Below are 23,343 nucleotides of genomic sequence, written 5' to 3' on the forward strand. Positions count from 1 at the left end.
GTTACTTCGCCTTCTTCCGGGCCGACTTCAGGGATTCGGCGAGGGCCTGGTCCAGCTTGCCGAACTCCTCGTCGATCTTGTCGATCATCTTGACGGCGCCCTGCGTGTGCTTGCCGAGCTGCTTGACGCCGTACCCCCACTCATCCGCGAACTCATGGACGTCCTCGATGAGCTTCCCGGCACCCACCACCGAGCCGTCGGTGTTCTTGAGGGTGCGACGGGCGGCGTCCATGCGGTCGCTGACCGAGGAGAACGTTCTCTTGAGGTCCTCGAAGACCGTCCCGTCGAGACGAAGGTCGCTCATGTCGTCGCTCAGCTCTCTGTGCGGTTGCGTGTGGGGGTGCTTGTCCAGCCGGCGTTCGCTGGAGTGAACCAAGCTATCCATGAGGGTGAGGGATGGTCGATTCCAGTGGCTGGTCACCCTGTCGCTGTCGCATGGGGCCTCTACACTGAGCGGCGGCGGACTCCCGGCGGGTGAGGGGTGGTTGACGGTGCGTAAGGCGTGGCTGGTCGCGGCCGTCGGGTTCGGTGGCGCCCTCAGCTTCATTGCGCTCCTCGTCGTCGGGACGTACATGGCCGCGGGAAGCATCGCCGGGGGCGCGAGCGGCGGTTCCGTCGGGCTCGCCAAGGGAGCCGTGCCCGCGACCTATCAGCCCCTCGTGCAGAAGTGGGGCAATCTCTGCAAGGCCATCAACCCCGCGCTGCTCGCCGCCCAGCTCTACCAGGAGAGCGGGTTCAACCCGCGCGCGAAGAGTCCGGCGAAGGCGCTGGGGATCGCGCAGTTCATCCCCGGGACCTGGGCCGCGCACGGCGTCGACGGCGACGGTGACGGCGACCGCGACATCTGGGACCCCGAGGACGCCATCCCCTCCGCGGCCTCGTACGACTGCCATCTCGCGGGCTATGTGAAGGACGCCCCGGGAGATCCCACGAAGAACATGCTCGCCGCGTACAACGCGGGCGCGTACGCCGTCATCAAGTACGGCGGCGTGCCGCCCTACCGCGAGACGCAGAACTACGTGAAGACCATCACCACCCTCCAGAAGAGCTTCGCCCGGCCCGTGGGGCGCGTGCAGCCGTCGCGGCAGGCGGCAGGGGCGATCTACTACGCGCAGAAGAAACTCGGCACCCCCTATCTGTGGGGCGGCAACGGCACGCCCGAGCAGAACGGCCGCTTCGACTGTTCCGGCCTGACCCTCGCCGCCTACCGCACCGTCGACATCACGCTGCCGCGCGTCGCCAACGACCAGTACAACGCAGGGCCGCACCCCAAGCGCGAGGAGCTGCTCCCCGGCGACCTGGTCTTCTTCTCGGACGACCTCACCAATTCGCGCGCCATCCGGCACGTCGGCATCTACGTCGGCGGCGGCTACATGATCAACGCCCCGCGCGCCGGTGCCGTGATCCGCTTCGACCCGATCGACACCCCGGACTATTTTGGCGCGACTCGTGTCACCGACGAGGGGGCGGAGGCGCTCCCGGCCGAGCTGGGGGCGTGAGCGGAGCGTGCGCGGGGGCGAACGGAGGCGCACGCGGCGTGTGACATGGCTTGAACTCTCCGTTAAAAGACTCTCCTGAGCTGCGGCGATGTATCTCTCTTCGGTAACGTCTGGGTGATCTTTCGGTGGAGAGTGGAACGTAGGGGTGGGGACCGCGCGTTCCCTTGACTGGACCGACCACGGGGGTTGATGGAAAGGGCGCACAGAACGTGCGCCCATGGGCTAGGAGACAAGGGGCCGCAGCGCCATGGCTGGACTCGATGAATCCGGGTCGAACCCCGATGTCGGCCTGCTCTACGACATCAACGGCCTGACGCAGGACACCCCGCACTGGCTCGACCGCGCCCTGGCGTTCGTCGGGGAGTACGGGCTGCTGATCGCCCTCGTGCTGCTCGTGATGTGGTGCTGGTGGGGCCAGCGGAAGCGGGGCGCCCTCGACGACGCCGCCTCGTCGGTCGCCGCCGTCGTCTGGGCGCCGCTGGCCGCCGGGATCGCGGTGCTCGTCAACATCCCCATCCGGGGCTTCGTGGAGCGGCCGCGCCCCTTCCGTGACCACAGCGGGGTAAATGTCCTGGTCGACGGCAAGGACGACTTCTCCTTCGTCAGCGACCACGCGACGCTCGCCATGGCCATCGGCGCCGGCCTCTTCGTCGCCCACCGGAAGTTCGGGTTCGTCGCCCTCGGACTCGCCGCCCTGGAAGGCTTCTGCCGCGTCTTCATGGGCGTGCACTACCCCACGGACGTCATCGGCGGCTTCGCGCTCGGCACGGCCGTCGCCCTGCTCCTCTCCCCGCTCGCCATGGCGCTGCTCACGCCGCTCGCCAAGGCGGTCGGGCGGTCCCGGCACGTCGGCCGACTGGTGTGGGACCGGAGGGCTAGGCCGGTGGCCGCGTCCCTGAGCGAGCCCGCGGCGCCCTCGCAGCAGGCCGCGGCGGACCCGGACGAGCGGGACCTCGCGGCCTAGCGCCGGCCCCTCGGAGAGCCCGGGAGGAGCAGAGAGCCCGGGAGAATCACAGAGCCTGCGGGAAGTCGAAGAAGCGGCCCGGGTCGTACTGCTTCTTCAGCTTCTTCAGACGCGGCGCCGCGTCCCCGTAGTACGCCTCGCGCCAGTTCGTCAGCTCCGGGTCCGTGTAGTTCTGGTACGCCGCACCCGACGCGTACCGCCCCATCGCCCCGTGAGCCTTTTTCAGCCACGCCCGCGCCGGTGAGCCCGACGTCCCCGCGCGCCACGACGCGATGTACTGCGCCAGCATCCGCGAGCGGCGGTGCACGAAGGCCGTCGCCGTCGGGTCGACGCGGTTGACGGCGCCGCCGAGCGCGGTCAGCGCGACGCTGCCCGCGCTCGCGCCCGTCACGTTCTCGACCTGCGACAGCAGCGCGCGGATGCCCGCCGCCGACAGCGAACGGTCGAAGAAGTCCGAACTCGCCGCGTATGTCTCACGCTTGAGAGCGCCCTGCGGGCTGCGGCCCGGCGTCGCGCCCGGCAGATGGCACTGGGCGTCGGTGGCGAAGGACGAGCAGCCCGCGTACACCTCCATCGCCTCCTCGTACGTACGCCGCTTCAGGGAGACGCTGCGCGCGGAGGCGCCGATCCGGTCGGCGAGGCGGTCGACGGCGTTCTGCAGCTCGCCGTACGTGCCCAGCGAGAAGCAGGAGACGGAGACGGTCGGAGTGCCGCCCGGGGTGTTCGCCAGATGGAGGGACGACCAGATCTCGTCCGGCTGGTCCGGGCCCCACTCCTGCCACGCCTTGACGACCGCCGCCGCCTTCGACCAGGGCCACGCCATGTACGCGGAGACGGCCTGCGGCGCGGTGTGCGTGCGGTAGGACAGCTCGGTGACGACGCCGAAGTTGCCGTTGCCCGCGCCGCGCAGCGCCCAGAAGAGGTCCCTGTTCTGCGACTTGGAGGCGGTGAGCTGCTTGCCGTCCGCCGTGATCAGCGTCGCGGAGGTGAGGCTGTCGCAGGTCAGGCCGTACGCACGGGAGACCACGCCATGGCCGCCGCCGAGGGTCAGCCCCGAGATGCCGACGGTCGGGCAGGAGCCCGCGGGGAGGGTGACGCCCTTCGCGGCGAGCGAGCGGTAGACGTCGATCAGCTTGGCGCCGCCGCCGATCGTGGCCGTGGTGCCGCTCGCCCGTATCCTGCTCAGCTTCGATACGTCGATGACCAGCCGACCGGTGCCGGAGGACCAACCGGCGTACGAGTGACCGCCGTTGCGGATCGCGACCGGGGTGCGGTGGGCGCGGGCGTACGCCAGGGCGGTGCGGATGTCGTCCGGGTGCGCGACATAGGCGACGGCGGTGGGCTTCAGATTGTCGAAGCGCGTGTTGTACAGCTGGCGGGCCGCCGCCCACTTCGCCTCACCGGGCCGGACGAGAGTGCCGTCCAGATCGCGGGCGAGGGCCTTGAGGGTGGCGGGGGAGGTGGCGGCGGCGCTGGACGTTCTGATGGGGGTACTCCCACCGCTCCCGGGGCTCCCGGTGCTGCTGGTGCGGGAGGCCGCGCCCGCGTCCGATCCTCCGCCCGTGCAGCCCGCGACCGTGGCCCCGGCGAGTGTGGCGGCCGTTGTACCGATGAACGTACGTCGTTCCATGACGCCTCCCGTTGCTTCCGGGGAACGAGACGGTGCGCGGGGCGGGCGGGTTCCCCTAGGGGGACTCCTCATGTTCGGCGGCGTCCGAGCGGGCCTTGCTGCGGGCCCTGCGGGCCGGGCCGCGCCAGCCGCAGGAGCAGTGGGCCGCGATGAAACGGCCCTTCTCGACCGTCGACGTGCGGTGCGGTGCGGTGACTTCTGAGACTTCCTGGTAGACCACGCCGTCACCGTACCGACCTTGCCGAGGGCGGCGCGGCGTGACGGGTCAACGTACCGGTCGTTATCCGGAACGACGGGGGGAACGACGGGGGATCGACGAGCGCGGACACGCTTGGGGGTAGACAAGCGATGGTGCAGCAGCACAGGCGCACAGGGCGAACGGTCGTCGCCGTCGCGGCGGCGGGGCTGATGGCCGTCGCCACCGGCTGTTCGGGCGGCGCCGCCGCCGACGGCAGCGGTGCCGGGGCCCCCGGCGACCCCGAGGACGTGGTGCGGCGGTCCGCCGACTCCCTCGTCCGGGCGGGCAGCGCGGAGGCGCGTACGTCCATGGAGATGGCCAGCGGCGGGACGCGCGTGACCATCCGGGGCGAGGGCGTGTACGACTTCCGGCGCCAGCTCGGGCGGTTCCGGGTGGTGCTCCCGCAGGACCCCGCCGGGGGCCGCCCGCGTCGGCCGATCACCGAGCTGATGTCCGCCGGCGCGCTCTACATGAAGAACCGCGGGGCCGGGGTGCCCGCCGACAAGTGGGTGCGGATCGAGACACGCTCGCTCTCCGACGGGAACCTCGTCACCGGCGGCGCGACGGATCCCCTCGCGGCGGCGGAACTGCTCCGCGGGGCGCGCGGAGTGACGTACGTGGGGGAGGAGCGGGTCGGGGGCGCGGAGGTGCGGCACTACCGCGGGGTCGCCGATCTGCGGGCCGCGGCGAAGGCGGCCTCCGCAGGTCAGCGGGGTGCGCTGGGGGTGGCGGCGGCGAAGGGGTTCAGCGAGGGGAGCGTCCCCTTCGACGTCTACCTCGACGAGCGGGGGCGGGTGCGGAAGCTGCGCCAGCAGTTCACCGTGGCCAACGCCGACGTGGCGTCGACCACGCTGCTCTACGGATTCGGGGTGACCGTGGGGGCGCGACTTCCGGCCGAGAAGGACATTTTCGCCGGGAAGATCGCCGGTCCCTAGTGATCCCCGGTGGTCCCTAGTCGCGTACGGCCGGAGGAAATGGTCCGTCCGTGCCATGCGCGGTGTGCAGGGCGCTCCCTACTCTAGGAAGTCGATACCGGTAAGGGTCAGGAAGAGGTGATGAACGTGGCTCCTATGCGTGGCGGTACGGCGGTTCAGGACCACGTCGCCCTCGCCGAGATCGAGCTGTGCGGCGAACTCATCATCGCGGCGAGTGCGGCGGCCGAGCGGTTGAGCTTTGACCGGATCGACGAGGTGCTGAGGGTCTCCGACGTGCGGGAGGCCGGGGCCCGGGGCGACGACCGCCCCTAGCTGCTGTAGCGGTGACCCGTCCGCCGCTTCGCGGCGATGTCTCCCACCCACCCGCGGGAGCGTCACGTGCGGAGCATCCGGGCGATCGCCTTCGTCGCCTCTTCGACCTTCGCGTCGATCTCCGTGCCGCCCTTGACCGCCGCGTCGGCCACGCAGTGCCGCAGGTGTTCCTCCAGGAGCTGGAGCGCGAAGGACTGCAGGGCCTTGGTGCTCGCCGAGACCTGCGTGAGTATGTCGATGCAGTAGACGTCCTCCTCGACCATGCGCTGCAGGCCGCGGATCTGGCCCTCGATGCGGCGCAGGCGCTTGAGGTGTTCGTCCTTCTGCTTGTGGTAGCCGTGCACCCCGTGGGCGTGGTCCCCGTGGGCGTCGTCGGAGGGCGCTTCGGGCGCCCCCGTGGTCGGCACGGCCGCGTCGGTGGTCGTCATCGCGTCCTCCTCTGGACTTCCTGCTGGATTGCCTCTGGGCTTCCCGCTGGTCGCCCCTACGGGGGGTTCCGGCCGGGCCCCCGCGAGGCGCGGGGCATTTCTGCAGTTCCGTATACCCCTAGCGGGTATATCTTAGCCGATTTCTCGGGGGGTGTGCTGATCACTGTGCCTGATGGGCGACACTGGGGAGCGGCCGGTTAGCCGTGGCCGGATGATGCGCCTAGCATCAGCCTGACCGCATCCAGAGCACCCCGAGGACCCCACGTGCGCTTTCGTCTGACCCCCAGGGAGACGAGCTTCTACGACATGTTCGCCGCATCCGCGGACAACATCGTCACGGGCTCGAAGCTCCTCATGGAACTGCTCGGAGCGGACTCTTCCGCGCGGGCCGAGATCGCAGAGCGTATGCGGGCCGCGGAACACGCGGGAGACGACGCCACGCATGCGATCTTCCACCAGCTGAACTCCTCGTTCATCACGCCGTTCGACCGCGAGGACATCTACAACCTCGCGTCGTCCCTGGACGACATCATGGACTTCATGGAGGAGGCCGTCGACCTGGTCGTCCTTTATCAGGTCGAGGAACTTCCCAAGGGCGTCGAGCAGCAGATCGAGGTCCTGTCCCGGGCCGCCGAGCTGACGGCCGAGGCCATGCCGAACCTGCGGACCATGGAGAACCTCACCGAGTACTGGATCGAGGTGAACCGGTTGGAGAACCAGGCCGACCAGATTCACCGCAAGCTCCTCGCCCAGCTCTTCAACGGCAAGTACGACGCCATGGAGGTGCTGAAGCTCAAGCAGATCGTGGATGTGCTGGAGGAGGCCGCCGACGCCTTCGAGCACGTGGCGAACACGGTGGAGACCATCGCGGTCAAGGAGTCCTGACCCCTCCATGGACACCTTTGCCTTGATCGTGACCATCGGCGTCGCGCTCGGATTCACGTACACGAATGGCTTCCACGACTCCGCGAACGCCATCGCCACCTCCGTCTCCACGCGTGCGCTGACGCCACGCGCGGCGCTCGCCATGGCCGCGGTGATGAACCTCGCCGGTGCCTTCATGGGCAGCGGGGTCGCCAAGACCGTGAGCGAGGGGATCATCGAGACCCCGCACGGCGACAAGGGCATGTGGATCCTCTTCGCGGCCCTCATCGGCGCGATCGTGTGGAACCTCATCACCTGGTACTTCGGGCTGCCCTCGTCCTCGTCGCACGCGCTGTTCGGCGGCATGGTCGGCGCCGCGCTCGCCGGGGGGATCGGAGTCATCTGGTCCGGGGTCCTCGACAAGATCGTCATCCCGATGTTCCTGTCGCCGGTCGTCGGTCTCGTCGCCGGTTATCTGGTGATGTGCGCGATCATGTGGATGTTCCGCAGGTCCAACCCGCACAAGGCCAAGCGGGGCTTCCGTATCGCCCAGACGGTGTCCGCGGCCGGCATGGCCCTCGGGCACGGTCTCCAGGACGCGCAGAAGACCATGGGCATCGTGGTGATGGCCCTGGTCATCTCCGACGTGCAGAGCGCGGACGCGCCGATCCCGATCTGGGTCAAGATCTCCTGTGCGCTGATGCTCTCGCTCGGTACGTACGCGGGCGGCTGGCGCATCATGCGGACCCTCGGTCGCAAGATCATCGAGCTGGACCCGCCGCAGGGCTTCGCGGCGGAGACGACCGGCGCGGGCATCATGTTCACCACGGCGTTCATGTTCCACGCGCCGATCTCGACGACGCACGTCATCACGTCCGCGATCATGGGCGTGGGCGCGACGAAGCGGGTGAACGCGGTGCGGTGGGGTGTCGCCAAGAACATCATCCTGGGGTGGTTCATCACGATGCCGGCGGCGGCGCTCGTTGCCGCGGTCACCTTCTGGATCGTGAACCTCGCGTTCCTGTAGCCCCACAGAACACGTACGAAACAGAGCACGTAGGAAAGGCCCGCCCCCGGGAGCCCAGGGGCGGGCCTTTCTTGTTGTCCCTGCGGTGGCACCGCCATGCAGCACCGCGGGGAGTCGGGGGGCGGTCGGCTCAGCCGAAGCGGCCCGAGATGTAGTCCTCGGTGGCCTGCACGGACGGGTTGGAGAAGATCCGCTCCGTGTCGTCGAGCTCGACGAGCTTGCCGGGCTGGCCGACCGCGGAGAGGTTGAAGAACGCCGTGCGGTCCGAGACGCGGGCCGCCTGCTGCATGTTGTGCGTCACGATGACGATCGTGAAGCGCTCCTTCAGCTCGCCGATCAGGTCCTCGATGGCGAGGGTCGAGATCGGGTCGAGCGCCGAGCACGGCTCGTCCATGAGGAGGACGTCGGGCTCGACCGCGATGGCCCGCGCGATGCACAGGCGCTGCTGCTGGCCGCCGGAGAGGCCCGAGCCGGGCTTGTTGAGGCGGTCCTTGACCTCGTTCCAGAGGTTCGCGCCCTTGAGGGACTTCTCGACGACGTCGTTCAGCTCGGACTTCTTGTACGAGCCGTTGAGCTTCAGGCCCGCCGCGACGTTGTCGTAGATCGACATCGTGGGGAAGGGGTTCGGGCGCTGGAAGACCATGCCGATCGTGCGACGCACGGCCACCGGGTCCACGCCGTTGCCGTAGAGGTCCTCGTCGTCCAGGAGCACCTTGCCCTCGACGCGGCCGCCGGGGGTGACCTCGTGCATGCGGTTCAGGGTGCGCAGGAACGTGGACTTGCCGCAGCCGGACGGGCCGATGAAGGCGGTCACCGAGCGGGGCTCCACGGTCATCGAGATGTCGTCGATCGCCTTGTGGGAGCCGTAGTAGGCGGTAAGGCCCGATACGTCGATTCGCTTGGCCATGGGGATCACTGCTTCTTTCGGGTCTTAATACCAGGGTCGCTGATGGGCCTTCCGTCGGCGGAGCCGACCGATGACGCTTAGCGGCCCGTCTTGGGGGCCTTCCAGCGGGCGATGCCGCGGGCCGCCAGGTTGAGGATCATGATGAAGCCGATGAGGGCGAGCGCCGCCGCCCAGGCGCGGTCGTACGACGCGTCGGTGCCTGCCGCGTACTGCTGGTAGACGTACAGCGGCAGCGAGGCCTGCGAGCCCTCGAAGGGGTTCGTGTTGATCAGGGGGTTAACCCAGACCAGGAGCAGGACCGGCGCGGTCTCACCGGCGATGCGGGCCACCGACAGCATGACGCCCGTGGTGATGCCGCCGATCGCGGTGGGCAGGACGACCTTGAGGATGGTCCGCCACTTCGGCACGCCGAGGGCGAGCGAGGCCTCGCGCAGCTCGTTGGGGACGAGCTTGAGCATCTCCTCGGTGGAGCGGACGATCACCGGCATCATCAGGATGGCGAGCGCCATGGCGCCGGCCCAGCCGGAGTAGCCGAAGCCGAGGATCAGGATCCAGAAGCTGAGGACGAACAGGCCCGCGACGATCGAGGGGATGCCGGTCATGACGTCCACGAAGAACGTGATGACCTTGGAGAGCTTCCCCCGCCCGTACTCGACCAGGTACACCGCGGTGAGCAGGCCGATCGGCACGGCGATCACCGAGGCCAGGAGCACCTGCTGGAGCGTGCCGACGAGGGCGTGGTAGATGCCGCCGCCGGTCTCGTCGTCGGCGATGACGCCCATGGAGTGGGTCAGGAAGTAGCCGTCGAAGACCTTGAGGCCGCGCTGCAGCGTCTCGTAGATCAGCGAGGCCAGCGGGACGACGGCCAGCAGGAACATCACCCACACCAGCGACGTGGCGAGGCGGTCCCTGGCCTGGCGGGTGCCCTCGACGGCGACCGCGAGGACGTACGACCCGACGATGAACAGGAAAGCGGCGATCAGGCCCCACTGGATGCGGCTGTGCAGTCCGGCCCCGGCGCCGATGCCCACGGCGACCGCGAGCGAGCCGGCGGCGACGGCCAGGGGCGACCAGCGGGGCAGGCTCGCGGCCTTCAGCGTCGACGGGCGCTTGTCGAGCGGGCCGGTCGGGGTGGTCGGGGTGGGTGTCGTGGTGCTCATGCGTTGGCCCCCGAGTACTCCTTGCGGCGCGCGATGATCAGGCGGGCCGCGCCGTTGACCAGCAGGGTGATGACGAAGAGGACCAGGCCGGAGGCGATGAGCGCGTCCTGGCCGTACTCACTGGCCTCGTTGAACTTGCTGGCGATGTTCTGTGCGAAGGTGCCGCCGCCGGGGTCGAGCACGGACGCGCTGATGAGGAAGGTCGGGGAGAGCACGGTGGCGACGGCGATCGTCTCGCCGAGCGCGCGGCCGAGGCCCAGCATCGAGGCGGAGATGATGCCGGAGCGGCCGAAGGGCAGCACCGAGATGCGGATGACCTCCCAGCGCGTCGCGCCGAGGGCCAGCGCGGCCTCCTCGTGCATCTTCGGGACCTGGAGGAAGACCTCGCGGCTCACGTTGGTGATGATCGGCAGGATCATGATCGCGAGCAGGATGCCGACGGTCATCAGGGAGCGCGGGGCGCCGCCCTGGTACTCGAAGATCCCGGTCCAGCCGAGGTAGTCGTCGAGCCAGCTGTAGAAGCCGGTGAGGTTGGGCGCGACCACGAGGGCGCCCCACAGGCCGTACACGATCGAGGGCACGGCGGCCAGCAGGTCGATCACGTACGCGATGGGGGTGGCCAGCCTGCGCGGCGCGTAGTGCGAGATGAAGAGCGCGATGCCGATGGCGACGGGGACCGCGATCACCAGGGCGATCAGCGAGCTGACCACGGTGCCGAAGACCAGGACGGCGATGCCGAAGAACGGCTTGCCGCCGGTGGACGCGCCGGCCGGGTCCCACTCGAAGGTGGTGAGGAAGTTGCCCGTGTTGTCGGAGAGCGCGAGGGCCGTGCGGTACGTGAGGAACGCCGCGATGGCGGCCATGACCGCGAGGAGCGCGATGCCGGAGCCCCGGGAGAACCCGAGGAAGATCCGGTCGCCCGGGCGGGTGGCGCCGCGGGCGGCGGCCTTGCTCACGGGGGCGAGGCGCGGCACGTCGTCGACGGGTGGAGGAGCGGTGGTGTTGCTGGATATTTCCATGGGGTTCTCCGGTCTGCGGAGGTGCCGCGCGGATGGCGCGGCAGCTCCGTGGCGGCGGTGCACCGGACGGTGCGGCCGGCCCGGACCTGCGGGGCCGGCCGCACTCGGTTGAGCTAGCTCAGGCCCGCGACGGTGGAGCGGACCTTGGTGATGATCTCGGCCGGGATCGGCGCGTAGTCGTTCTCCTTGAGGACGTTCTGGCCGTCCTCGCTGGCGATGTAGGTCAGGAAGGACTTGGTGGCGGCGAGCGTGTCGGCCTTGTTGCCCTTCTCGCAGACGACCTCGTACGTCACCAGGGTGATCGGGTAGGCGCCTTCGGCGGTGGGCTTGTAGTTCAGCTCGAGGGCGAGGTCCTTGCCCTTGCCGACGATCTTCGCCTCGGAGATCGCCTTGGAGGCGTTGTCGACGGTGGCCTTCACCGGCTCCTTGGCCTCCGTCTTCAGGTCGACGGTCTTGATGCCGTCGCCCGCGTAGGAGAGCTCGAAGTACGAGATGGCGCCCGCGGTCTGCTTGACCTGGCCCGCGACACCGGCGGAGCCGTTCGCGGACTGGCCGCCCTTGGGCTCCCACGACTTGCCCGGCTCGTAGGGCCAGGCGTCGGGGGCGGCGCCCTTCAGGTACTTGGTGAAGTTGTCCGTGGTGCCGGACTCGTCGGAGCGGTGGAAGGCCTGGATCTTGGTCTTGGGCAGCTTGGCGTCGGGGTTGAGCTCGGCGATCGCCTTGTCGTCCCAGTTCTTGATCTTGTCGTTGAAGATGTCGGCCAGGGTCTTGGCGTCCAGGTTCAGCTTGTCGACGCCGGGGACGTTGTAACCGATGGCGATCGGGCCGCCGACCATCGGCAGGTCGATGGCCTGGCTGTTGCTGCAGATCTTCTTCGACTTGGCGATCTCGTCGGGCTTCAGCGCCGAGTCGGAGCCGGCGAACGCGGTCTGGCCCTGGAGGAACGCGGTGATGCCGGCGCCCGAACCCGTCGGGTTGTAGTTCAGCTGCACGTCCTTGCAGTTGGTCGTGTAGACCTTCCGCCAGGCGTCGACGGCGTTCTTCTGCGCGGAGGAGCCGGAGGCCGCGAGCTGGCCCTTGGCGTCGTCGCACTTGATGTTGGCGTTGGCGTTGGTCTCCTTGCCGCCGTCGCCCGAACCGCTGGTGTCGTCGGAGCCGCACGCCGTGAGGGCCAGGGCGCCGGAGACGGCGAGGGCGCCGAGGGAGAGGGCGCGGAGCCGGTTCTTGCGCTGAAGCTTCACTTTCGGATGTTCCTTCCGGGAGCCGCCGGCCCTTTGCTGGCGGCGTGCGATGTCTGTCTGTAAGGCTGAAATTAGGCAGGACAGGTGAAGCGGCTGAAGGGCATGAGTGAACGGCGGGTGAACCTCGGCGGTCGGCCTGGTGAGGCATCCTGCTACGGAAAGTATCTGGTCCGCTACGGCGCGTTATAAACGCTGGGCGCCGTCTCGTGCTGCCATGCCTGCTGGAAGCTGAACCGCGCCGCCTCGACCTCGTGCCGCTGGTCGGCGTGGAGCACGCCAAGGGCGTACGCCGTCGCCGGGGCGATACGGGGTGTACGGGCGGCCTGAGCGGCCGCGGACGCGGCGGCGGCGGCCTCGCGGTGGACGTTCAGGGCGTGACTCGCGTCGGCCACGCGGGGCTGCGGCGTCGTGTGGCCGAGCAGGACCTCCTGGGCGTACCTGTGCAGGCGCAGCAGGGAGCGGACCTTCAGCCAGGGGGCGTCCTGGGCGTCCGGCGCGGAATCGGCCGCGAGACCGTGGACCAGGGCCCCGGCGTTGTACGGGTGGCCGGCCTGGCCGAGGGGGAGCGCGGCGACGGCTTCGGCGAGGTCCGACTCGGCCCGAGCGGCCAGCGGTTTCAGGTCGTCGGCTGTTCCGCTGAGGGGGACTTCGCTGGCCAGTACGGCGACGTTGTCGGCGACGGCGTGGAAGCGGGAGGAGCCGAAGGCTTGCAGGGCGGTGGAGTGGGCCCGGGTCCGGGCGAGGGTGAGCTGCCGCTCCAGGAGGGCGGCCGCTTTGGCCGCGCCCACCGTCAGGCCTTTTGGTGTGTCGCCCCTCTGGTCGGCACTCGGCATCAGCGGCTGCGCCCACCCGTTCCGCCGTGCGATGGGGGCGCCTCCCTGCTCCTTGAGAGCTCGGGGGAGCCTGCCCACAGCGGTAGCGGCCTGGCTGTCCGCGGTGTGGCAGTGCCCCGTAGCCGGTGTCGTGGGACCCGGGAGCGGTAGTGGGCCCGAGAGGCGGTGCAGGGCGGTCAGGAGGCGGGTCAGGCGGGTCGCGTACGCGTGTTCCTGGGCCAGGGTGGTCGTGAGCCAGGCCAGTTCGGGGCGCAGGGACGACGCCCACTCCGGGTCCAGGAGGGGGCGGAACGTGTGCAGCGTGGCGCCGATGCGGCGGGCCGCGCGGCGCAGGGAGCGGGCCGCCTCCAGGGACTCCTCGGCGCCCTGCGCGTCCGTCGTGGACTCGCGGTGCAGCCGCAGCGAGCGGAGGAACTCCGTGGCCTGGCCCCGCAGATGGGCCGCGAGGACCTCGTCCGCCGTACCGGTCGTCGCCGCCGTACCGGTCGTTCCCGCTGTACCGGTCATACCCGTCGTCTCATGGTGTTGCTGTGCCACGCCGGCGCCTCCGGGCGTCTATGAGCATCTCCTGGACGTTCCGCAGGGGCTGGCCGTCCGGATCCGCCGAGTGGCGGGTCCAGTTGCCGTCCGCGCCCAGGTGCCAGGAGGCGGTGGTGTCCGACATGCCGGTCTCCAGGAGCCGGCTGAGTGCCGCTCGGTGCGCCGGGTCCTGGACCCTGACCAGCGCCTCGATGCGGCGGTCGAGATTGCGGTGCATCATGTCGGCGCTGCCGATCCACACCTCCGGTTCGCCGCCGTTGCCGAAGGCGAAGACGCGGGAGTGCTCCAGGAAGCGGCCGAGGACGGAGCGTACGCGGATGTTCTCCGAGAGTCCCGCCACGCCCGGCCGCACCGCGCAGATGCCGCGCACCCACACGTCCACCTCGACGCCCGCCTGCGAGGCGCGGTACAGCGCGTCGATGATCGCCTCGTCGACCATCGAGTTGACCTTGATGCGGACGTAGGCGGGGCGGCCCACGCGGTGGTGCTGGGTCTCTTTGATGATGCGTGAGACGAGGCCGTCGCGCAGGGACTTGGGGGCCACGAGGAGGCGGCGGTAGGTCTCGCGCCGCGAGTAGCCGGAGAGGCGGTTGAAGAGGTCGGAGAGGTCCGCGCCGACCTCCGCGTTGGAGGTGAGCAGGCCGAGGTCCTCGTAGAGGCGGGCGGTCTTGGGGTGGTAGTTGCCGGTGCCCACGTGCGAGTAGCGGACCAGGGAATCACCCTCTTGGCGTACGACGAGGGAGAGCTTGCAGTGGGTCTTCAGGCCGACCAGGCCGTAGACGACGTGGCAGCCCGCCTCCTCCAGCTTGCGCGCCCACTTGATGTTGGCCTGCTCGTCGAAGCGGGCCTTGATCTCGACGAGGACGAGGACCTGCTTCCCGGACTCGGCGGCGTCGATCAGGGCGTCGACTATGGGGGAGTCGCCCGAGGTGCGGTACAGCGTCTGCTTGATGGCGAGGACTTCGGGGTCGGCCGCCGCCTGCTCCAGGAACGCCTGTACGGACGTGGAGAAGGAGTCGTACGGGTGGTGCAGAAGTACGTCGCGTTCGCGAAGGGCGGCGAAGATGTCGGGCGCGGACGCCGACTCCACCTCGGCGAGGTCGCGGTGGGTGCCCGCCACGAACTTGGGGAACTTCAGATCGGGCCGGTCCAGCTTGGCGATGCTGAAGAGGCCGGTGAGGTCGAGCGGGCCCGGCAGCGGGTAGACCTCGGCCTCGCTGATCTTCAGCTCGCGCACCAGGAGGCTGAGCACGTTCGGGGCGATGGACTCCTCGACCTCCAGGCGCACCGGCGGCCCGAAGCGGCGCCGCATCAGCTCCTTCTCCAGGGCCTGGAGCAGGTTCTCGGCGTCGTCCTCCTCGACCTCCAGGTCCTCGTTCCTGGTGAGCCGGAACATGTGGTGCTCCTGGATCTCCATGCCGGGGAACAGCTCCTGGAGGTGCGCGGGAGCGGCGATGACGTCCTCTATGGGGACGTACCGCTGGGGGGAGGCCTCCAGGAAGCGGGAGAGCAGCGGCGGGACCTTCACACGTGCGAAGTGCTGATGGCCGGAGATCGGGTTGCGCACGACCACGGCGAGGTTGAGCGAGAGCCCCGAGATGTACGGGAAGGGGTGCGCGGGGTCCACGGCCAGCGGGGTAAGGACGGGGAAGATCTGCTGCCGGAAGAGCGTGAAGAGCCGGGACTGCTCCTTCTCGGTCAGCTCGTGCCAGCGCACCAGCTGGATGCCCTCGTCGGCGAGGCCGGGCGCGACGTCGTCGTGGTAGCAGGCGGCGTGCCGGGCCATGAGCTCGCGGGAGCGGTTCCAGATGAGTTCGAGGACCTCGCGGGGCTGGAGGCCGGAGGCCGAACGGGTGGCGACGCCGGTCGCGATGCGGCGCTTGAGGCCGGCCACGCGGACCATGAAGAACTCGTCCAGGTTGGAGGCGAAGATCGCGAGGAAATTCGCCCGTTCGAGGAGGGGGGTCTGGGGGTCCTCGGCGAGTTCGAGCACTCGTTCGTTGAACGCGAGCCAACTGCGCTCCCGGTCCAGGAAGCGGCCCTGCGGCAGCTCGACGCCGTCGTGCCCGACCTGGGCGTCCTCGTCGTACGCGTCGAGGTCGGCGTCGATGTCCGGGGCGAGGTCGGAGATGGTGGCGGCGATGGTGTGCGGCCTGTGCGCGGCGATGGAACCGACGGAAGGCTGGGCGTGCTGGACCTGTCCCTGCGGGTTCGGCTGGCTCATGAGGCCATTCTTCCGCCTGGGCACGCCGATGGGCGCGTCGGAGAGCGCGGGAGTGAGGCGGAGCCTCCCGTTCTCCGGGGGCGGGTCGGGCACGGCGGGCTTCATTGAGCGAGCGTCGCAAGCTTGTCTGAATCAGCGGTTACGGCGACATGACGTGCGGGACATCGACCGAAGACCCCCCGGGGATGCGGCACCTCGGCAGTCCATGCCCCAGCCGCGCGGGTTGAGTTCGGCGGGTTTCGGCGTGGGGGCGTCGATCTTGTAAGGTCTGCCGCTCAGCATTGACGTGAACACGTACGGAATACGGGGGTCTCACCTTGTCCATGCCTCAGCAGGGCCGGTCGCGCCGGCGTCCACACCTCCCGCAGGGCGGCGGCAGCGGCGCGTTCGGCGGGCTTCCGCCTCTGATGAAGGTGGCGGTGCTGCTCATCGCGGCGGTCGTCGCGGGCGTGTGGATGTACACGAGCCGGGGCAACAGCACCGGCTCCGACAGCGAGAGCGCGAAGCAGCCCGCGGCGGCCGAGGTCGGTGACTGCGTACAGAACAAGGGGTCCGAGGGCAGCCCCGACATGGAGGTCATCGACTGCGGCGACGCCAAGGCCGAGTACGAGGTCGCGAGCATGGACGGGACCGAGTGCGAGCCGGGGCAGTCCCGTTACGAGCAGACCCGGCGGGGCCGGGTGCAGTTCTCGATGTGCTTGACGGAGGTCGCGGCGAAGTAGCCGGACGTACGCAGGACGTACGGAGGGCGTGGTGGTCCCCTGGGAACACCACGCCCTCCGCGCTTACGTGGGCCTCCGCGCGCTCACGTCTCCGTGCGGTACATCAGATCCGTCTCGTACGTCACGAAGCCGAGCCGTTCGTAGACGCTCACGGCCGCCTTGTTGTCCGCGTCCACGTACAGCATCGCGGTCGGCAGGCCGGACCGCGCGAGGTGGCGAAGGCCCGTCGTGGTGAGGGCCTTGCCGAGGCCGCCGCCCTGGGCGCCGGGGCGGACGCCGACGACGTACACCTCGCCGAGGTTCTCCTGCGCGTGCACCTTCGTCCAGTGGAAGCCGACCAGCTCCCCGCCCTTCTCGGCGAGGAAGAAGCCCGCCGGGTCGAACCACGGCTCCGCCTTGCGGTCGTCCAGGTCGCGCTGGGTGAGGGAGCCCTGCTCGGGGTGGTGCGCGAAGGCCTCGGCGTTCACCGCGAGCCAGGCCGCGTCGTCCTGTCCGGGCACGAAGGTGCGTACGGAGACACCCGCCGGGAGGACCGGCTCGGGCAGGTCGAGGTCGGCCAAGGGGCGCCGCATCTGGCGCAGTTCGCGGAAGAGGGTGAGGCCGAGCACCTGCGCCAGGTGCCGGGCGGCGGAGTGCCCGCCGTGCGCCCACACGCGCAGGCGCCGCCCGGAGTCGCCGAGCAGCGCGGCGCCGAGCGCCCGGCCGTGGCCCCGCCCGCGGTGCGCGGGGTGCACGACGAGCTCGGCGGCGGGGGCCTCCACGGGGTCGGTGTCCTCCAGCTGCGCATACCCCACGAGCTGGTCGCGCTGGTCGCCGACGCCGAGCAGCAGATGCCGCACCCCCTCCCGCGCCCCGCCGCGGAGCTGCAGCCGCCCCTGCTCGGACACGGCCTGCTGCCCGTCGGTGCGGGCGGCCTCCGCGAGGAGCCCGAGCACGGCGTCGGCCTGCGCGGGGGTGAGGGCGGCGAGAGTATCGATCTTCCGGAGGGGCGCGGGAGCCTCGGCGGGGCGGTCGTCAGTCATGGGTCGAGGGTACGGCGACGGGCGGGGACCCTCCGCTCGACCGGGGCGACAGCTCCCGACATGAGCCGAAGTGACCGGAACGCCCCCGATGGCAACCAGCTCGTAACCCGTAACCCCCTGTTGCGCTACGCGCGTTGACTCTAGGCTGCGCACGGCGGTACCGCCGTCCCAGTCTTCTCACACCATCCCCAGGGGGACACGTGTCAGCCACACCCCGGCCACGTCGCCGGCCCGGACGCCGCGCCACGCGCGTACTCACCGCGGCCGCCTCGCTCGCCACCCTCGGCGCGCTGGCCGCCGCTCTTCCCGCGAGCGCGGGGCAGGACCACGCGGGCGGGGGCGAGGGCGGCAAGAAGCGCACCGTCGACGTGCAGCTGCTGTCGTTCAACGACTTCCACGGGAACCTCCAGCCGCCCGCCGGCTCCTCCGGCCAGGTGACGGAGAAGCAGCACGACGGGACCGAGAAGAAGATCGACGCCGGTGGTGTCGAGTACCTCGCCACGTCCCTGCGCACCGCCCGCAAGGGCAACCCCTACAGCGTCACCGCGGCCGCCGGCGACCTGATCGGCGCCAGCCCGCTGCTCTCCGGCCTCTTCCACGACGAGCCCACGATCCAGGCGATGAACAAGCTGGACCTGGACGTCACCAGCGTCGGCAACCACGAGTTCGACGAGGGAGCCAAGGAACTGGCCCGCATGCAGAACGGCGGCTGCCACCCCAAGGACGGCTGCTTCGAGAAGGACGGGAAGGGCAAGCCCAAGGAGTTCGAGGGCGCCGACTATCCCTACCTCGCCGCGAACGTCACGGACGAGAAGACCGGCAAGCCCATCCTCAAGCCCTACTGGGTGTGGAAGCACAAGGGCGTGAAGGTCGGCTTCATCGGCGTCACCCTCGAAGGCACCCCGGACATCGTCTCCGCCGACGGCATCAAGGGCCTCAAGTTCCACGACGAGATCGAGACCGTCAACAAGTACGCCGAGATCCTCGACAAGCAGGGCGTGAAGTCCATCGTCACGCTCATCCACGAGGGCGGCGCCCCCGCGAGCCAGACGTACAACTACGACTGCGACTCCCCGGGCGCGGGCGACGGCATCTCCGGGCCCATCACCGACATAGCCAAGGGCATCACGCCCAAGGTGGACGCGCTCGTCACCGGGCACACGCACGCCGCGTACGTCTGTACGATCCCCGACCCGTCGGGCAAGCCCCGCATGGTGACCTCGGCGTCGTCCTACGGCAAGCTCTACACGGACACCACGCTCACGTACGACCGCAGGACCAAGGACATCGTCCGTACGAGCGTCTCCTCGGCCAGGTCCGCGAACCACGTCGTCAGCCGCGAGCAGCCCAAGGCCCCGGACATGACCTCGCTGATCAACCGCTGGGACAAGCTGGCCGCGCCCGTCGCCGGCAAGCCCGTCGGCTACATCTCCGCGGACATCCCCGGCCGCGGCGCCGGAGCCCCGGAGTCCCCGCTCGGCGACCTCATCGCCGACGCGCAGCTCGCGCACGGCAAGTCGCTGGACCCGGAGACCGACCTCGCGCTGATGAACCCGGGCGGCATCCGCTCCGACCTCGTCCACAAGGCGAGCGGCAGCGAGGGCGACGGTGTCGTCACATACGGCGAGGCGTTCACCGTGCAGCCCTTCAGCAACACCGTCAATCTCGTCGACCTGACCGGCGCGCAGCTCGTCACCGCACTGAAGCAGCAGGTCAGCGGGGGGAACCAGGCTTCCCCGAAGATTCTTCAGGTGTCGGAAGGACTGACGTACACGCTGGACATGACCAGGACCGGCGCGGACCGTGTCGTGGCCGACTCCATCAAGCTGAACGGCAAGGCGATCGACCCGGCGGCCACCTACCGCGTCGCGCTGAACTCCTTCCTCGCGGGCGGCGGCGACGGCCTCCCCGAGCTGGGCAAGGGCACGAAGCCGCTGGTCGGCGCCGACGACCTGAAGGCGTTCAACGACTACCTGACCGCCAACTCCTCGGCGGTCAAGCCGATCGCGCCGCCGAAGGCGGACCGGATCACGATCGTGAAGTAGCGCTCACTTCGGCGCCTACTGGAGGTAAGGCTTGGGGTGGGGTGTGAACGTATGGTGAGATCATCTGATGCGTTCCCCCCACCGCATAACCACGCAACCACCCCCGCCGGACAAGCCCTACAGCAACCCGTACGACGAGCTGGCCGCCCTCGCTCCCAACCCGCTGGAGGAGTTCCTCCACGAGGAGAAGCCCGAGGAGGACGCCGCCGAAGCTCCCTGGGAACCGCCCAACCACCGTCGCGGCAGCCGCCGCCGGGGCCGCCGCAGCCGTGGCCGTAGCCGCTTCGCCGGTCTGCCGCTCGCCGCGAAGGCCCTGGTCACCGTCCTCGTCGCCGCCGCCTTCCTCGCCCTCGGCGACCGCTGGGCCCTGCTCTACGCCGAGCACGAGGCCGCGGACAAGCTGAAGGAGCAGATGCACCTGAGCGCGGCGCCCGAGGTGGACATCGAAGGGTTCCCGTTCCTCACGCAGGTCCTCGACAGGCGCCTGGACAGGGTGAAGGTGACCGTCCCGGACGTCGCGGCCGACCGCGTCTCGCTCGCCAAGGTCTCCGCGACCGCCACGGACGTCACGATCGACGGCGACGGGCCCACCTCGGTCAACGGCGCCCGCATCGGCGCGATGGAGGGCGAGGTGCTGCTCTCCTTCGAGGACCTCAACCGCGAACTCGGCGCCTCCCAGGTCACGTTCACCGGCCGCGGCCGCGACCAGGTCCTCGCGCGCGGCACGCTGCCCGTCGCGGGGCACGACCTGAAGGTGCGCGCAGACGCCCGCATCCAGCGCAACGGCGAGCGCGGCATCTCTACCGACATCGGCGGCATGAGCCTGCAACTCGGCGACCTGGCGACGTACCGTCCGGGCACGCGCGAGAAGGAGGGCCTGCACCTGTCGCGCGGCTCCGCCGACCGCGTGGCCAAGGAGACGGCCAAGGCGAAGGCGCTGCTGTCCGTGCCCGCGATCGTCGAGCGGCTCGGCGTACCCGAGTCGGTGGTGCGCGAGGCCCTCAAGAGCGACGCCAAGCTGGGCGAACTCACCGGCTCGCCGCACTTCGTGAGCGACGTGATGGGCCTCAACCTCATCGACGTGGCGATGGGCCACCCCTGGCTGCTCAAGAAGCTCGGCCTCGACCCCGCCCTCCTCAAGGGCCTCTCCCAGCTCACCCGCCCCGTCCTGGCCGACCGCCTCACCCTCGCCTTCCAGCTGCCGAAGCTGCCGGGCGCGGGGACGGTGGCGCTGCGGGACGTGACGGTGGAGAAGGAGGGCATCCGCGTACGTCTCACGGGGACGGGTCTTGGCTTCGGCCACTGAGCCGCTCGGCTTCGCTCACTGACCCGCTTCGAGGGCGGCGCGCCACGCCGGGCTGTCCACGTAGTGGTTGTCGTACTGCTCGGAGGAGTCCTTGATCTCCTGCGGGCTCGCCTCGCCCCGCATCACGCGGCCCAGCAGCCGCAGGTAGTCGAAGCGGGGCATGCCCGGCGTGAAGACGAACAGGACGTCGGCCTCGGAGCCCGGGGCCGCGGCGAAGGCGTGCGGGGTGTGCGGCGGCACGAGCAGGAAGTCGCCCTGCTCCAGGACCTTGACCTCGTCGTCGACGAGCACTTGGAGGGAGCCTCCGATGACGAAGAAGAGCTCCGAGGCCTTGGTGTGGAAGTGGGCGGGCGCTCCCACGGCGCCCTTGGCGAAGGTCGAGCGGTAGCTGGTGACCGAGCTGCCGTCGGTGCCGGAGTCGGCGAGCAGGGTCATGACGCTGCTCGGGTCACTGGTGGTCTCGGCGGTGGTGGCGCGGGTCAGAACCGGCTTGAGGATGCTGGCGTTCATGGTCGTTCTCCCTGCTCCGGGCGGTGGCCCCGGGCTTTCGCCGTGGCCTTGTGAGTAAGACTCTATGCGTGGGATTGGCCCCGGACAGGGTGCAGTTGGGGACCAGGAAAACCGGTCAATTCCGCGGCCGCCTCAACGGTCGCCTCAACGGTCGCCGAGGTGGCCGTCGAGGTGGCCGTCGCTCAGGGAGAGGTGCCTGCCCCGGAAGCGCGACCGCAGCCGCCGGTCGTGGCTGACGATCACGAGGGTGCCCCGGTAGTGGGCGAGTGCCGCCTCCAGGTCCTCGATCAGGGCGGGGGACATGTGGTTCGTCGGCTCGTCGAGGAGGAGCAGGTCCAGGGGCCGGGAGACCAGCTCGGCCAGTTCCAGGCGGCGGCGCTGGCCCACGGAGAGGTCCCGTACGGCCCGTACGAGATCCGCCTCACGGAACAGCCCGAGGCTCAACAACTCATCGCGCCGCTCCTCACCGAAGACGGAGAGCACGGAACGCCCCTCCGCCCAGAGGGCGTTGCCCTGGCGCAGAAAGCCGACCCGCGCGGGCCGGCGGACCTCCCCGCTGTCGGGCGCCAGCTCCCCGGCGAGCAGCCGCAGCAGCGTCGACTTGCCCGCGCCGTTGGGCCCGGTGACGAGCAGCCGCTCACCGGCGCCGATCCGCAGCGTCCCCTCGACGGTCAGCCGCCCCGCCACGCGTACGTCGGTCAGCTCGGCGGTGTCCACGGCCTCCCCGGCGACGCGCGCGGTGAGACGCAGGGGCCGCGGGGGAGCCGGGACAGGATTCTCGGTGAGGCGCTGCAACCGCTCGCGGGCGTTGCGGATGCGGCCCATCGCGCCGTGCGCCCGCGATCTCGCGCGGAACGCGCCCGCGCCGCTGAAGGCGCTGGGCGCCTTGCGCGGGATGGCAGAGAGCAGCCCGATGTTCGACTCGGCGAGTGCCGACTGCCGGGCGACCTCGGCGCGCCACGTCTCGTACTCCCGTACGTGACGGGCGCGTTCGGCGGCCTTGGCGGTCAGGTACCCGGCGTATCCGTTGCCGTAGCGCCGCACGGTCCGCTCGTCGCCGTCCACCTCCAGGATGGTCGTGGTGACCCGGTCGAGGAAGGCGCGGTCGTGCGTGACGGCGACGACCGTGCCTCGGTGGGCGCGCAGCCGCTCCTCCAGCCAGCGCACGGCCTCGTCGTCGAGGTCGTTCGTGGGCTCGTCGAGGAGCAGCAGTTCGGGGGAGGACGCGAGGGTCCCGGCGAGCGCGAGGCGGGAGCGCTGCCCGCCGGAGAGCGTGGCCAGCGGCCGCGCCCGCTCCAGAGGCGCGCGCTCACCGAGGTGGCGCAGCGTGACCGCGACGCGCCGGTCGGCGTCGTGCCCACCGCGCGCCTCGAAGGCGGCGACCAGGGCGGCGTAGCAGTCGTACGCCGCCGGTTCCGCGCCCTCCAGCTCCGTCCCGGCGATCCGTATCCGCCGCTCCAGGGAGCGCAGCTCGGCGAGGGCGACGTCGATGGCGTCACCGACGGTGGAGGTGCCGGGAAGGTCGAGGGTCTGGGCGAGGTGCCCGGTGCCGCCGGGGGCGCTGACGGTGATCGCACCGTTGTCCGGCGACTCCAGCCCGGCGATGAGGCGCAGCAGGGTGGACTTCCCTGAGCCGTTGTCCCCGATGACGCCGGCTCTCTCGCCGGGGCGGATGGAGAGGGAGACGCGGTCGAGGACGAGGTGGTCGGTGTAGCGCTTGGTGAGGTGGGTGAGGGTGAGTTGGGAGGTGGTGGGGGAGTTGGCGGGAGAGGTGATGGGGGTGGTGCTGGAGGTGGTGGGTGCGTCGGCAGATGGGTACAAGTAGATCCTCTTGGGGCTGGGCGGCGGGGTGCTGGTTCCGCATGCGAGTTCCGCATACGGGTCCGCATACGGGTTCCGCATACGGGTCCGCATACG

General features: G+C 70.1%; 22 protein-coding genes. 9 read left to right on the forward strand and 13 right to left on the reverse strand.

What is annotated here, in order from left to right; all coding sequences use genetic code 11:
- Position 1 precedes the first annotated feature (1 nt).
- A complete protein-coding gene (locus ACWDVB_RS21675) occupies positions 2 to 304 on the reverse strand; it encodes a hypothetical protein (protein ID WP_451516407.1) in 303 nt (100 codons plus the stop codon).
- A 187-nt stretch (positions 305 to 491) separates the two neighbouring features.
- Here ACWDVB_RS21675 and ACWDVB_RS21680 point away from each other — a divergent pair, with 187 nt between their 5' ends.
- Positions 492 to 1,499, forward strand: coding sequence for a C40 family peptidase (locus ACWDVB_RS21680; protein ID WP_451516408.1), 1,008 nt, complete (start codon positions 492 to 494; stop codon positions 1,497 to 1,499).
- 247 nt (positions 1,500 to 1,746) lie between these two features.
- Positions 1,747 to 2,463, forward strand: coding sequence for a phosphatase PAP2 family protein (locus tag ACWDVB_RS21685; RefSeq protein WP_451516409.1), 717 nt, complete (start codon positions 1,747 to 1,749; stop codon positions 2,461 to 2,463).
- Positions 2,464 to 2,509: 46 nt separating this feature from the next.
- Here the strand turns inward: ACWDVB_RS21685 and ACWDVB_RS21690 are convergent, their stop codons facing one another.
- Together ACWDVB_RS21690 and ACWDVB_RS21695 are read right to left on the reverse strand one after the other, a co-directional pair.
- A complete protein-coding gene (locus ACWDVB_RS21690; RefSeq protein WP_451516410.1) occupies positions 2,510 to 4,093 on the reverse strand; it encodes an FAD-binding oxidoreductase in 1,584 nt (527 codons plus the stop codon).
- A 55-nt stretch (positions 4,094 to 4,148) separates the two neighbouring features.
- A complete protein-coding gene (locus ACWDVB_RS21695; protein ID WP_451516411.1) occupies positions 4,149 to 4,313 on the reverse strand; it encodes a hypothetical protein in 165 nt (54 codons plus the stop codon).
- Positions 4,314 to 4,441: 128 nt separating this feature from the next.
- Here ACWDVB_RS21695 and ACWDVB_RS21700 point away from each other — a divergent pair, with 128 nt between their 5' ends.
- Both ACWDVB_RS21700 and ACWDVB_RS21705 read left to right on the forward strand, forming a co-directional pair.
- Positions 4,442 to 5,266: a hypothetical protein gene (locus tag ACWDVB_RS21700; RefSeq protein ID WP_451516412.1), complete on the forward strand. Its 825-nt coding sequence runs from the start codon at positions 4,442 to 4,444 to the stop codon at positions 5,264 to 5,266.
- 120 nt (positions 5,267 to 5,386) lie between these two features.
- The gene (locus ACWDVB_RS21705; protein WP_451516413.1) at positions 5,387 to 5,578 is read left to right on the forward strand and encodes a hypothetical protein; all 192 of its coding nucleotides are present in this window, start codon (positions 5,387 to 5,389) and stop codon (positions 5,576 to 5,578) included.
- 62 nt (positions 5,579 to 5,640) lie between these two features.
- Here the strand turns inward: ACWDVB_RS21705 and ACWDVB_RS21710 are convergent, their stop codons facing one another.
- A complete protein-coding gene (locus ACWDVB_RS21710; RefSeq protein WP_451516414.1) occupies positions 5,641 to 6,006 on the reverse strand; it encodes a metal-sensitive transcriptional regulator in 366 nt (121 codons plus the stop codon).
- A gap of 264 nt (positions 6,007 to 6,270) precedes the next feature.
- On the opposite strand from ACWDVB_RS21710, the gene ACWDVB_RS21715 reads away from it, so the two are divergent.
- Both ACWDVB_RS21715 and ACWDVB_RS21720 read left to right on the forward strand, forming a co-directional pair.
- Complete coding sequence (locus tag ACWDVB_RS21715; protein WP_125513699.1) at positions 6,271 to 6,891, forward strand: DUF47 domain-containing protein; 621 nt, start codon at positions 6,271 to 6,273, stop codon at positions 6,889 to 6,891.
- Between the two features lie 7 nt (positions 6,892 to 6,898).
- On the forward strand, positions 6,899 to 7,897 hold the full coding sequence (locus tag ACWDVB_RS21720; protein WP_451516415.1) for an anion permease: 999 nt from the start codon (positions 6,899 to 6,901) through the stop codon (positions 7,895 to 7,897).
- Between the two features lie 130 nt (positions 7,898 to 8,027).
- Here ACWDVB_RS21720 and pstB read toward each other — a convergent pair whose 3' ends face one another.
- The 6 genes from pstB to ACWDVB_RS21750 form a co-directional block, all read right to left on the reverse strand.
- Entirely contained in the window at positions 8,028 to 8,804 is a 777-nt protein-coding gene (pstB, locus tag ACWDVB_RS21725) for a phosphate ABC transporter ATP-binding protein PstB (RefSeq protein WP_451516416.1), read from the reverse strand.
- 77 nt (positions 8,805 to 8,881) lie between these two features.
- Positions 8,882 to 9,964, reverse strand: coding sequence for a phosphate ABC transporter permease PstA (gene pstA / locus ACWDVB_RS21730; protein ID WP_451516417.1), 1,083 nt, complete (start codon positions 9,962 to 9,964; stop codon positions 8,882 to 8,884).
- The gene (pstC, locus tag ACWDVB_RS21735) at positions 9,961 to 10,983 is read right to left on the reverse strand and encodes a phosphate ABC transporter permease subunit PstC (protein ID WP_451516418.1); all 1,023 of its coding nucleotides are present in this window, start codon (positions 10,981 to 10,983) and stop codon (positions 9,961 to 9,963) included. Before pstC ends, pstA begins: the two co-directional genes overlap by 4 nt.
- A 113-nt stretch (positions 10,984 to 11,096) precedes the next feature.
- Positions 11,097 to 12,224 carry a phosphate ABC transporter substrate-binding protein PstS gene (pstS, locus tag ACWDVB_RS21740; RefSeq protein ID WP_451516419.1) on the reverse strand — a complete coding sequence of 376 codons (1,128 nt, stop codon included), beginning with the start codon at positions 12,222 to 12,224 and terminating at the stop codon, positions 11,097 to 11,099.
- 173 nt (positions 12,225 to 12,397) lie between these two features.
- Positions 12,398 to 13,594: a CHAD domain-containing protein gene (locus ACWDVB_RS21745; RefSeq protein WP_451516420.1), complete on the reverse strand. Its 1,197-nt coding sequence runs from the start codon at positions 13,592 to 13,594 to the stop codon at positions 12,398 to 12,400.
- Complete coding sequence (locus ACWDVB_RS21750) at positions 13,575 to 15,926, reverse strand: RNA degradosome polyphosphate kinase (RefSeq protein WP_451516421.1); 2,352 nt, start codon at positions 15,924 to 15,926, stop codon at positions 13,575 to 13,577. Before ACWDVB_RS21750 ends, ACWDVB_RS21745 begins: the two co-directional genes overlap by 20 nt.
- A 218-nt stretch (positions 15,927 to 16,144) precedes the next feature.
- Between ACWDVB_RS21750 and ACWDVB_RS21755 the strand changes: the two genes are divergently transcribed.
- Positions 16,145 to 16,543: an LppU/SCO3897 family protein gene (locus ACWDVB_RS21755; protein ID WP_451516422.1), complete on the forward strand. Its 399-nt coding sequence runs from the start codon at positions 16,145 to 16,147 to the stop codon at positions 16,541 to 16,543.
- Between the two features lie 83 nt (positions 16,544 to 16,626).
- Here the strand turns inward: ACWDVB_RS21755 and mshD are convergent, their stop codons facing one another.
- On the reverse strand, positions 16,627 to 17,565 hold the full coding sequence (mshD, locus tag ACWDVB_RS21760) for a mycothiol synthase (protein WP_451516423.1): 939 nt from the start codon (positions 17,563 to 17,565) through the stop codon (positions 16,627 to 16,629).
- Positions 17,566 to 17,765: 200 nt separating this feature from the next.
- On the opposite strand from mshD, the gene ACWDVB_RS21765 reads away from it, so the two are divergent.
- Complete coding sequence (locus tag ACWDVB_RS21765; RefSeq protein ID WP_451516424.1) at positions 17,766 to 19,610, forward strand: bifunctional metallophosphatase/5'-nucleotidase; 1,845 nt, start codon at positions 17,766 to 17,768, stop codon at positions 19,608 to 19,610.
- Between the two features lie 67 nt (positions 19,611 to 19,677).
- The gene (locus tag ACWDVB_RS21770) at positions 19,678 to 20,916 is read left to right on the forward strand and encodes an LmeA family phospholipid-binding protein (RefSeq protein ID WP_451516425.1); all 1,239 of its coding nucleotides are present in this window, start codon (positions 19,678 to 19,680) and stop codon (positions 20,914 to 20,916) included.
- A 15-nt stretch (positions 20,917 to 20,931) separates the two neighbouring features.
- Here the strand turns inward: ACWDVB_RS21770 and ACWDVB_RS21775 are convergent, their stop codons facing one another.
- A complete protein-coding gene (locus tag ACWDVB_RS21775) occupies positions 20,932 to 21,426 on the reverse strand; it encodes a cupin domain-containing protein (RefSeq protein ID WP_451516426.1) in 495 nt (164 codons plus the stop codon).
- Between the two features lie 144 nt (positions 21,427 to 21,570).
- Positions 21,571 to 23,202, reverse strand: a complete 1,632-nt coding sequence (gene abc-f / locus ACWDVB_RS21780) for a ribosomal protection-like ABC-F family protein (protein ID WP_451516506.1) — start codon at positions 23,200 to 23,202, stop codon at positions 21,571 to 21,573.
- Positions 23,203 to 23,343: the final 141 nt, after the last annotated feature.

This window comes from Streptomyces sp. NPDC003379 (genome assembly GCF_053589195.1).